Source organism: Pyrobaculum sp., from assembly GCF_049971835.1.
In the GTDB taxonomy this organism is placed as follows: Archaea; Thermoproteota; Thermoprotei; order Thermoproteales; family Thermoproteaceae; genus Pyrobaculum.
In genome coordinates, this window is sequence record NZ_JBMFKV010000078.1 from 1 (window position 1) to 9282 (window position 9282).

At 57.9% G+C, this 9282-nt stretch carries 11 protein-coding genes and 1 tRNA gene; 7 read left to right on the forward strand and 5 right to left on the reverse strand.

The features are described 5' to 3' along the window. From uppS to metG, 3 genes are all read left to right on the forward strand, one after another. Positions 1 to 533 (forward strand): polyprenyl diphosphate synthase (gene uppS, locus ACP5J3_RS07900; RefSeq protein ID WP_428495188.1); only part of this gene is annotated, 533 nt, incomplete at its 5' end. Between the two features lie 12 nt (positions 534 to 545). Then, positions 546 to 1166 (forward strand): VTT domain-containing protein, encoded by a 621-nt coding sequence (locus ACP5J3_RS07905; RefSeq protein ID WP_428495189.1) that lies wholly within the window; start codon positions 546 to 548, stop codon positions 1164 to 1166. A 22-nt stretch (positions 1167 to 1188) separates the two neighbouring features. After that, a complete protein-coding gene (metG, locus tag ACP5J3_RS07910; RefSeq protein ID WP_428495190.1) occupies positions 1189 to 2901 on the forward strand; it encodes a methionine--tRNA ligase in 1713 nt (570 codons plus the stop codon). Here the strand turns inward: metG and ACP5J3_RS07915 are convergent. Together ACP5J3_RS07915 and ACP5J3_RS07920 are read right to left on the reverse strand one after the other, a co-directional pair. Next, the gene (locus ACP5J3_RS07915; RefSeq protein ID WP_428495191.1) at positions 2891 to 4144 is read right to left on the reverse strand and encodes a tRNA (N(6)-L-threonylcarbamoyladenosine(37)-C(2))-methylthiotransferase; all 1254 of its coding nucleotides are present in this window, start codon (positions 4142 to 4144) and stop codon (positions 2891 to 2893) included. The genes metG and ACP5J3_RS07915 overlap by 11 nt on opposite strands. A gap of 23 nt (positions 4145 to 4167) precedes the next feature. Next, a complete protein-coding gene (locus ACP5J3_RS07920; RefSeq protein ID WP_428495192.1) occupies positions 4168 to 4470 on the reverse strand; it encodes a hypothetical protein in 303 nt (100 codons plus the stop codon). A gap of 84 nt (positions 4471 to 4554) precedes the next feature. Between ACP5J3_RS07920 and ACP5J3_RS07925 the strand changes: the two genes are divergently transcribed. Then, the gene (locus ACP5J3_RS07925; protein WP_428495193.1) at positions 4555 to 5457 is read left to right on the forward strand and encodes a dihydropteroate synthase; all 903 of its coding nucleotides are present in this window, start codon (positions 4555 to 4557) and stop codon (positions 5455 to 5457) included. Here ACP5J3_RS07925 and ACP5J3_RS07930 read toward each other — a convergent pair. After that, a complete protein-coding gene (locus tag ACP5J3_RS07930) occupies positions 5431 to 6015 on the reverse strand; it encodes an alpha/beta fold hydrolase (RefSeq protein WP_428495194.1) in 585 nt (194 codons plus the stop codon). The genes ACP5J3_RS07925 and ACP5J3_RS07930 overlap by 27 nt on opposite strands. After that, positions 6008 to 6532 carry a THUMP domain-containing protein gene (locus ACP5J3_RS07935; RefSeq protein ID WP_263244554.1) on the reverse strand — a complete coding sequence of 175 codons (525 nt, stop codon included), beginning with the start codon at positions 6530 to 6532 and terminating at the stop codon, positions 6008 to 6010. The genes ACP5J3_RS07930 and ACP5J3_RS07935 overlap by 8 nt, the downstream gene beginning before the upstream one ends. A gap of 56 nt (positions 6533 to 6588) precedes the next feature. On the opposite strand from ACP5J3_RS07935, the gene ACP5J3_RS07940 reads away from it, so the two are divergent. The 3 genes from ACP5J3_RS07940 to ACP5J3_RS07950 all read left to right on the forward strand — a co-directional run bounded on the left by ACP5J3_RS07940 (position 6589) and on the right by ACP5J3_RS07950 (position 8952). Further along, positions 6589 to 7350: a hypothetical protein gene (locus ACP5J3_RS07940; protein WP_428495195.1), complete on the forward strand. Its 762-nt coding sequence runs from the start codon at positions 6589 to 6591 to the stop codon at positions 7348 to 7350. A 132-nt stretch (positions 7351 to 7482) separates the two neighbouring features. Continuing rightward, entirely contained in the window at positions 7483 to 7815 is a 333-nt protein-coding gene (locus tag ACP5J3_RS07945; protein WP_428495196.1) for an SCP2 sterol-binding domain-containing protein, read from the forward strand. Between the two features lie 72 nt (positions 7816 to 7887). Continuing rightward, positions 7888 to 8952: an alcohol dehydrogenase catalytic domain-containing protein gene (locus tag ACP5J3_RS07950; RefSeq protein WP_428495197.1), complete on the forward strand. Its 1065-nt coding sequence runs from the start codon at positions 7888 to 7890 to the stop codon at positions 8950 to 8952. 3 nt (positions 8953 to 8955) lie between these two features. Here ACP5J3_RS07950 and ACP5J3_RS07955 read toward each other — a convergent pair. Beyond that, a tRNA-Gly gene (locus ACP5J3_RS07955) sits at positions 8956 to 9046 on the reverse strand. Positions 9047 to 9282 lie beyond the last annotated feature (236 nt).

The following is a 9282-nucleotide window of genomic DNA, read 5'->3' on the forward strand; positions in this document are numbered from 1 at the left end:
CCCTCTCCACAGAAAATCTGCAGAGAAGCAGGCTGGAGCTGGAGATACTATTCCGCATATTCGAGGAGGAGCTGAGAAAAACGTTGGAGGACCCCCTAATCCATGAAAACAAGGTGAGAATCCGCTTCATAGGCGACCGATCCCTCCTCCCGGGGAGAGTGGTGAAGTTTATGGAGGAGCTGGAGTCAGCCACAAAGAACTACTCCAACTACCACGTCACCTTCGCCCTGGGCTACGGCGGACGCGCCGAGATTGTCCGTTGCGTCAAGAGGATACTCACCGGCGAGGTGAAGCTGGCGGAGATAACGGAAGACGCGCTTTTCCACTGCCTCGACACTAGGGACTTGCCGAACCCTGAGCCCGACGTCGTGTTGAGAACCGGCGGCGAGAAGAGGCTGAGCAACTTCCTCCTCTATCAAGCGGCCTACTCAGAGCTCATCTTCCTCGACAAGCTCTGGCCCGAGGTGGAGAGGGAGGACCTGGCATACGTGGTGGAGGAGTACTCCCGCAGGCAGAGGAGATTTGGGAGGTGAGCAACGCGGGGCGTGGACGCCCTGGGTCCGCTGGGTGTATTTCTAGCCGTATTTATATCCCACGTAATTCCCTTTGCCCCGTTGCCGGGCTACGCCGCCACCATATACTACGTCGCAAGCCACAGCGACCCCGCCAGCCAGCTACTGGCGGCTGTGGCGACTGCGCTGGGCGCGGCGCTGGGGAAGCTGGTGGTGTTCCTATACGGCTACGGCATTGGGAAGCTGGTGGCCCGGGACGAGCTTTTGTACGCCAAGAGGCTTTTTGAGAAGATTTCGAAGCTGGGGATAGACGTGGCTGTCTTTATCTTTGCCATGTCGCCTCTGGCGGACGACGTGTTGTACATACCGCTAGGCGCTGCGGGGTACCACGTGGGCCGTTTCTTCACGGCACTGTTCGCAGGCAAGATGGTACTTGCAACGTTGCTAGTATTCTGGGCCGACTTGTTAACTGGGATGCTTGAGGGGTTGTTCGGAAACGGCATACTGGCTACTCTGGCTCTGGTGGCGCTGACGGCGGCGCTTACAGTCTTGGTGTTGAGAATTAAATGGTCAGCTGTGTTAGAAGCGTATGAAAAAGGCGGCGTCTGGCCCGCCGTCAAGACAGCTCTGAGATCCGTGGTTGGGAGAGCTTAAAAACACCGCCGTTTTACACAACGTGGCTAGATACGTGATCGGGTCGGCGTGGCCCTACGTCCAGACCGTGCCCCACCTAGGCAACATGATAGGCTCCGTGCTGTCGGCCGACGTCTACGCCAGATATCTAAGGCTCAGAGGACACGAGGTGGTGTTCGTCTCGGGGAGCGACGTCCACGGCACCCCGGTGGAGGTGGAGGCAATACAGCTGGGGGTGGACCCCCAGGAATACGCCATGAAGATGCACGCCATAGTGGCGGAGCTCTTCAAGAGGTGGAACATATCCTTCGACCTCTACACTCACACCCATTCAGAAAACCACATCAAATACGTCCAGGAGTTCTACATGAAGGTGTACCAAAACGGCTACATCTTCACCAGAGAAGACGAGGTGCCGTACTGCCCCCGGGACAAGATATACCTCCCAGACAGGTTTATAATTGGGAAGTGTCCATACTGCGGCTACGAGAGGGCGAGGGGCGACCAGTGCGAAAACTGCGGCCGCCTGCTAGACCCCAAGCAGTTGGTAGAGCCGAGGTGCGCCATATGCGGGTCGAAGCCGGAGTGGAGAGTCACGAAGCACTGGTACCTCGACCTCCGGAAGCTGGAGGACAGGGTGAGGAAATACGTCGAGGAGAACCCCCACCTGCCGCCCAACGCCAAGGAGATGTCCCTAGCCATGCTGAAGGAGGGCCTAAGGCCGAGGGCAGTCACCAGAGACAACAAGTGGGGCATACCCGCCCCCTTCCCAGGCGCCGAGGGGAAGACGATATACGTCTGGTTCGAGGCTGTGCTGGGCTATATATCTGCGGTGATTGAGCACTTCAAAAACGCGGGGAGTGAGGAGGGGTGGAAAAAGTTCTGGCTGGATCCAGAGACCAAGGTGGTTTTCTTCGTGGGGAAGGACAACGTCCCCTTCCACGTAATTATACTCCCCGCCCTCTTGATGGCCAATGGGGAGGGCTACGTCATGCCCACCACAACCGCCTCCACCGAATACCTCCTCTACGAGGGAGACAAGTTCTCCAAGAGTAGGAGGTGGGGTATATGGATAGACGAAGCCCTCCAGCTACTCCCAGTGGACTACTGGCGCTTCGTGCTGGTCTACATAAGGCCGGAGAATAGAGACACCAACTACTCCTGGTCCACCGCCCTAGAGGTGATCAACAAAGTCCTCAACGACGACGTGGGGAACTACGTGAACAGGGTGCTTAGCTTCATAAAAAGCAGGATGGGCGGCGCCGTGCCGCCCCCCGGCAAGCCGGCGTATGAAGACGAGGAGTTCATCGACAAGGCCACCCGCCTCTTTAGACAGGCGGAGGCCCACTACGACGCCATTGAGCTTAAAACCGCCCTCCACACAGTGGTGGAGATAGCCAGAGAGGGCAACAAATACCTAAACTCCAGAGCGCCGTGGGACCTCGCCAAGAGGGACCCGGAGGCGGCAAACGCGGTGATGCACCGGGCCTACTGGTCGCTGAAGTACCTAGCCCTCGGCCTCGCCCCGGTCGTGCCGGACAGCGCGGAGCAGATGTGGAGGATGATGGGCCTAGCCACCCTCATGACGTGGGACGAGGCCTACAGACCTCCCACGCCGGGGACTCCCCTGGGCGACGTGAAGCCGCTGTTCAGGAAAATTGCGGAGGGCGACGTCAAGGCGTTGCTCGCCAGGCTTGAGGAGCTGAGAAGCCAGAAGTACTCCAAGAGGTACCCCTGGGAGCAGGTTATTCTATAACCTCGCCGTACAGATATATAGGACCTGCGCCGGCAATACGCACCTTTACAAACCGGCCCATGAGGCCGTCGGCCGAGTTGCCCCTCTTTACCACCACCTGTCTGTAGTCGCCGGCCCTCCCCACCACGAGGCCGTGGTCAACCTCGTCGATTAGGACCACGTCGCCGGTCCCCACCCTAAGGCCGTTTCTGAGATGCGCCACCCTCAGCGACAGCTCCGACAGCATCTTACTACGCCTCTTCTTCTCGGCGTCCGGCACCTGTCTAGGCATCACAGCCGCCTCCGTGAATGGCCTGGGGCTGAACCTCGCCACGTGCACCTTGTCAAACTGGAGCTCCTCCACGAGCTTCACAGTAGCCCAGAAATCCTCCTCCCCCTCGCCGGGGAACCCCACGATGACGTCAGTCGCGATGAACGTAGCCTCACCCAGGACACGCCTTATCTTCCTCACAAGCTCCCGGTACTCGTCAGCGGTGTACCTCCGGCCCATCGCCCTCAGAACCCGGTCGCTACCCGACTGGACGGGCAGGTGGAAGTAGCGGTAAACCCTCCCGTCGCTCTTTACCACATCCAGGAGGCGGTCTGCAAACTTCTCAAATACCCACGGCTCCGACATCCCAATGCGCACCCGGTACTCCCCCTCCACCTCCCTTAAAATACGCTCTAGGATGTCCGGGAGAGTCCAGCCCGGCCTCCACCTCATGTCGAAGCCGTAGGTAATGACGTCCTGCCCCGTGAGGTAGATCTCCCTAGCCCCCCGCCCCACCGCCTCCTTCACGTGCCTCACCACGTCGTCGGGATCGGCGCTCTTGACGTAGCCGGCGCCACCCCTAGTGAACTTCGTGGCGCAGAAGGCGCAGTTGCCCAGACAACCCACCTGGAGCGGCACTGTGTACACCACCCCCCCGCCGTACCTAGGCAGAATCCTCATCTCACGGCGCTTGCTTCCCTCCACCTCCTCGGGGTAGATCAACTCGGCATGCGGCGCCACGGACTTTATGGTGTACGGCCTAAGCCTAGCCAAACACCCAGCAACGATCAGCCTCCCCCCAGCCGCCGCCAGCTCCCTTATCCTCGCCAGCTGCCTCACCTCGCCGTCCTCCCTGACCGCGCAGGTGTAGATAAGCACAACGTCGGCCTCCCGCAGGCTGTCCACCGGCGTCAAGCCGAGGCGCTGTCTAATAATCTCCGCATCCGCCTTAGCCAGCCAACATCCATACGTCTCCACATAAGCCCTCGCCACGAAGATGGAGCCGACTCCAGAATTTAAGCCTGGTGCTCCTGACAAAGCCTCAGCTTGTAGAGCGAATAGGAGACCCTCCCCTCCTCGAAGTTACGCGTCTCGTCCAGCTCTAGAAGACAGCCGCACGAGGGGCTTATGTAGATGCGCCTAACCACAGCGCTCGGGCTCTCAGACACCTTTCGAATCTTTATCTCGCCGCTGTCAATTGAGAAGATGACGACCTCGCCGCTCCTCTTCACGGTGCCCCACTTCTCAAGTAACGTAACAACATCTCCAGCCAATTCGCCTTCGAACACATAACTCCGGCCGCGTACAACTTTTTGCATAAATTATAATACTCAAGAAATTAAAAATTAACGGCCACGGCCATATAGACACAACACCTTATAACCTGTACATATCTCAAAGATATGAAAACCAGGGCGGTGCTGGGAGGCGTGGCGGTCGGCGACGGCGAGCCCATCCGCATAATGGCCGTGCTGAACCTCTCGCCCGAGTCTTTCTACAAGGGCTCCGTAGCCCTCGCGGATCCGGTGGAGAGGGCCGCCGAGCTGGAGAAACACTCAGACATCCTAGACGTGGGGGCCATGTCCACAGCCCCCTACCTAGAGACTTGGATACCCCCGGAGAAGGAGCTTGAGCGGCTCAGGGCCGTGCTACCCGACCTAGTCGCCACCGTCAAGATACCAATCAGCGTAGACACATTTCGCCCCGCGGTGGCTGAGTACGCCCTCAAGACCGGGGCCGCCATAGTCAACGACGTGACGGGAGGCAAGCTCTACCCCGAGATGTGCAGAGTCGTGGCGGACTACGGCGCATCGGTCGTACTCGTGGCTAGGGAGACGCAGCCCAGAGCCGGGCTTGAGCCAATCAAGAGAGTGGCGGAGGCCCTTAGGGAGTCTGTGGAGCGTTTTGAGAAATGCGGCGTGGAAAGCGAGAGGATAGTGGTGGACCCCGGAATCGGCTTCCCCCTACTGCCCCCCAGAGACGAGCCCCACGTGGTGAGGGGGGAGTACAGACACGGCGATCCCCAGTGGCCGTGGTGGAAGTGGGACCTCCACCTCATCGCCAACCTCCACGCGCTTAGGGAGCTGGGCAGACCCATACTGGTGGGCGTCTCCAGGAAATCCTTCCTAAGGAAGATAGCCGGCGTCGAGAGGGCTGAGGAGGTGCTCCCGGCCTCCCTCGCCGCTGAGGCCGTAGCCGCGCTCAACGGCGCGCATGTAATCAGGACCCACAACCCGCTGGAGACTAGACAAGCCGTGAAGGTGGCCGAGGCGCTCAGGTCAATAAACCCCCCTAAGGAAGTCTAGCACAGCCTCTACGAACTCCCCCGGCTTGTCTAGATAGGCGGCGTGCCCCGCGTCTCTCAAAACCACCACCTTGGCCAAGTCCCTCAGCAGAGAGGCTTTCGACGGTGGAGACACCTCGTCCCTCTCCCCCCAGACGGCGAGGATGGGCACGCCGGCGCCCCTAAGCTCCTCAAGCAACTCCCCCGCCAGCCCCACAGGCCCCACCACCACAGCCGCCCTGGTGGGCAACCTCTTCGCCACGTACCACAGCACCACCTCGCCAGAGGCGCTAGGCCCCACCAGAGGAGGATCTGCCAGACCCAAGGCGTCTAGCACCCTTCGGAGAAAAACAGCGTATTCACGACGCGGCGCCTGGAACCTCTCGCTCTTCGTCTTTATGCCGTAGGGCATGTCGATGGCGTACACGGCGAAGTGGCTGGCCAGCGTGTTAAACACGCCGCTCTCCACCCAGGTGTCTGCGTTTAAAGACCAGCCGTGGAGGAGGACCAGCGGCTTCCCCGAGCCGCCCACGAGGTAGCGGACCCGCCTACCCTCCACCGCGACGTACTTCTCACTCATGAGCCCTAGCCCTCATGAGTGAGAAGTTCTCCTCCTCTCTAATCACCGAGAGACCCGTCCTGCTGGGAAACATCTCGATCCAGAGTATCTTATCCGGCCGCGTCAAATCCACCCGTCTGTTCACCGCCTTAGCCACGTATTCAATAACCGCCATCCTGTCGAACTTAACGCCTCTCTTCTTCAGCTCAATTTTAAAACTCTCCTGAGGCGCTATGTAGCGCTCCGCCAGCTCCCCCGCCGCCCTCTGCACCTCATCCAGGTCAGTCTTCACCACCACCATGATCGGCGTCGCCCTCAAGACGTACCTCGGGATGTAGTAGTTGCTGTTCACCATATCGTTCAGCAACTTTACAAACTCCAGCGGGTCCCCCTCCACCTTCGCCGTCAGCAGGCCGTCAAAACCCGTGAACCACACCTCCTCAACCCTCCTCCCCACCACGTCCCCAATTCTATAAAGCTCCTCCATACAAAGCCTCTCAAGCCTCCACCCAGTCGCCACAACCAAGTTCCAACTCACGACAGGCGTATACCCCCTCTTTAATAAAGTTTTTATATACAGCATACCTAACCCCCGTGGATTTAACCACCGTAATGATCGCCATCCTCTCAGCCTCCGTCGTAGCCCTAGGCCTCATCACCTATAGACTCATCAAATCCCTAGAGCTCTACCTCATCCCCCTATACGCCGAGGTTATTAGAAAGAGGGAGCGGGACTACGTACTCGTCGATTTCCTAACCTCCCTACTCGCCTCAAAGGGCCTGGTGACCCCCGCAGAGGCCGCCGCTTTGAAAAACATAGCCTCCACAGGCCCGCTAACCATCGAGGACCTGGACAGGATAGACGAGATACTAGACAAAGATCCCACACAGCTGAGCTTTGAGGAAATTATCGACCTAAAGAAAATCGCATACAAGCTACTGGCGAGGCTAGACAAGAAGTCCCTAAGGCTGGGGCTGAAGATACTGAGATTCGTCACAAGAGTCGAGGAAGCCCTAGCAGGCGGCGCCAAGCCGGGGCTCGGCTCGGCGGCGGAGAGGATGGAGATGTCCTACGACAACGAGACGTGCACAGTCCACCTAATCACATACAAAAAAGACGGCACAGTGGAGAGGAGCCAAGGCCCAGACACCGAGTGCGTAGCCCAGACACTCGCAGTCCTCAAAGCCCTGGCCAGGAGGAAAGAAGGAATAAACGAGCAACTAGCCCAGAAAGCCCTGGCGAAGTACGAGAAATGTAAAAACAGCGACGCCGCGGGATGCCGCGCCCTAAACGAAGCCCTCGGCGCCCTAGAAAAAAAGTCGCTAGACATGCTCCTAGAGAGGAGAAATACATAAACCAGCACAACGACTAAAACACCCTCTTATTGCCACGTAGTAAAAAGGGTGGTATAACATGCGGCAAAAATTAGACGTGCAATGGAACCCTTCTAGGCGATGACTTAAAATACTAGACCCCCACTAAAATACATGCCAAAATTCCCGAGCAGGGAATGGGCAGAGGCTTTCTGTAAAGCTCTAAATGAATCCGCAGAGTATAAGAGCGCCGCGGCGAGGTGGGAAGGCGACATAATATTTCTCGCGACAAACCTCCCGCATGAACTAGGCGTGGGGGATAGAGTTGCGATGAAATTTCTACTAAAACACGGACAGTGCCACGGGTCCGAGTTCTACCAAGGCGACGCAATTTCGCGGGCAGACGCCCCATACATACTTGAGGCGGATTACAAGACGTGGCTTGACGTAATAGCTGGGAGGCTCCAGCCCATACCAGCCATGGTGTTAGGCAAAATTAAAAGGTAGCTTCTCCGTCCTGGCTCAGTACGTCACGGCATCTCTAGCGATGATCAAAGCCGCGCAGAAAGTAGGCGTCCAATGAAGATACCACTTAAGATAAGAGCGGCGCTCTACAAGGGGCCGGGGCACCCACTGGAAATTTCAGAAATATCAAGCCCCACGCCGGGGGAGGGGGAGGTCTTGGTAAAAGTCGCGGCCACGGGGATCTGCCACTCAGATCTCCACATACTAGACGGGGAAATAATTCCACCGCCCGAGGGGTTTATACTCGGCCACGAAGTCTCCGGCTGGCTAGTCGAATTTGGCCCGAGGTGTGAAAACCCACACGGCCTCTCGCCCGGCGATCCCGTCGTGGTGTCGTGGATAATTCCATGCGGCAAGTGCTACTGGTGCGTACGGGGACAAGAGAATTACTGCCCATACGCCGCGGCGAGGATGCCCGGGCTGGTGGGGCTAAACGGGGGACACGCCGAGTACATGGCAGTGCCCGAGACGGCGGTATATCCAATCCCCAAGGGCTTGGATATTCACTCGGCGGCTGTGATATCATGCGCCTACGGCACAGCGTATAGGGCTTTAAAAGAGGCCGGCGTAGGCCCCGGCACAGGTCTGGTAATAGTTGGAGTCGGCGGGGTGGGACTCGCCGCTGTGGAGCTTGCCAACGCCCTAGGCGCCCGTCCAATAGTGGCGGTCGACATGAGGAAAACAGCTCTTGAAAAAGCCAAGGAACTTGGAGCCACGCATGTAATAGGTACGACAGACGGCGACCCCATAAGTGCGATAAGAGACGTGTTGCCCCAAGGGGCCGACGTGGTTTACGAAACTAAACCCAACCCAGATCTCAAAATAGCTCTAGAGTCTATAAGGAGAGGAGGGACAATTATCGTAACAGGCCTAGGCACATCCACAATTGAAATACCAGCCAGCCACCTAGTAATGAACGGCATAAAGATAGTGGGGAGCCTAGGCTACAGACCAAGGGTAGACATACCAGAACTCCTCTCCCTAGCCGCCGCCGGGAAAATAAACCCACAAAGATTAATCTCACACATATACAAACCAGAAGAGATAAACACAGCCTACGAAGGCCTCCGCCAAGGGAGGCACACCAGGGCGTTGGTTATCTGGAACACAACACCATGACTATGCGGCGGCCGGGATTCGAACCCGGGATCAACGGCTCTCCTCGCACAGGCGTGGAAGGCCGCCATCCTAAACCAGGCTAGACTACCGCCGCCACCCCCCTAGAAGCCACTATTTTTATACATTTTGCTATATTCCCCAGCCACTCTGTTAACGTTGCTCGACTATGCGGCGGCCGGGCGGCCTTCGGGGATTATTAATATTAAATATTAAAATAAAAAATGGGTATCCGACGGCCTGCTATGGATAGGATAAGGCTTGGGAAGACTGACATGAGAGTTTCCAGGGTTGGTGTGGGGGCTTGGCAGTTCTCTGGCGACGCCTGGGGGG

What these genes read in the sequence shown, in the direction of transcription:
- ACP5J3_RS07920 (WP_428495192.1), bottom strand. Translation starts at nt 4,470, where the DNA reads ATGCAAAAAGTTGTACGCGGCCGGAGTTATGTGTTCGAAGGCGAATTG.
- ACP5J3_RS07925 (WP_428495193.1), top strand. Translation starts at nt 4,555, where the DNA reads ATGAAAACCAGGGCGGTGCTGGGAGGCGTGGCGGTCGGCGACGGCGAG.
- ACP5J3_RS07930 (WP_428495194.1), bottom strand. Translation starts at nt 6,015, where the DNA reads ATGAGTGAGAAGTACGTCGCGGTGGAGGGTAGGCGGGTCCGCTACCTC.
- ACP5J3_RS07945 (WP_428495196.1), top strand. Translation starts at nt 7,483, where the DNA reads ATGCCAAAATTCCCGAGCAGGGAATGGGCAGAGGCTTTCTGTAAAGCT.
- ACP5J3_RS07950 (WP_428495197.1), top strand. Translation starts at nt 7,888, where the DNA reads ATGAAGATACCACTTAAGATAAGAGCGGCGCTCTACAAGGGGCCGGGG.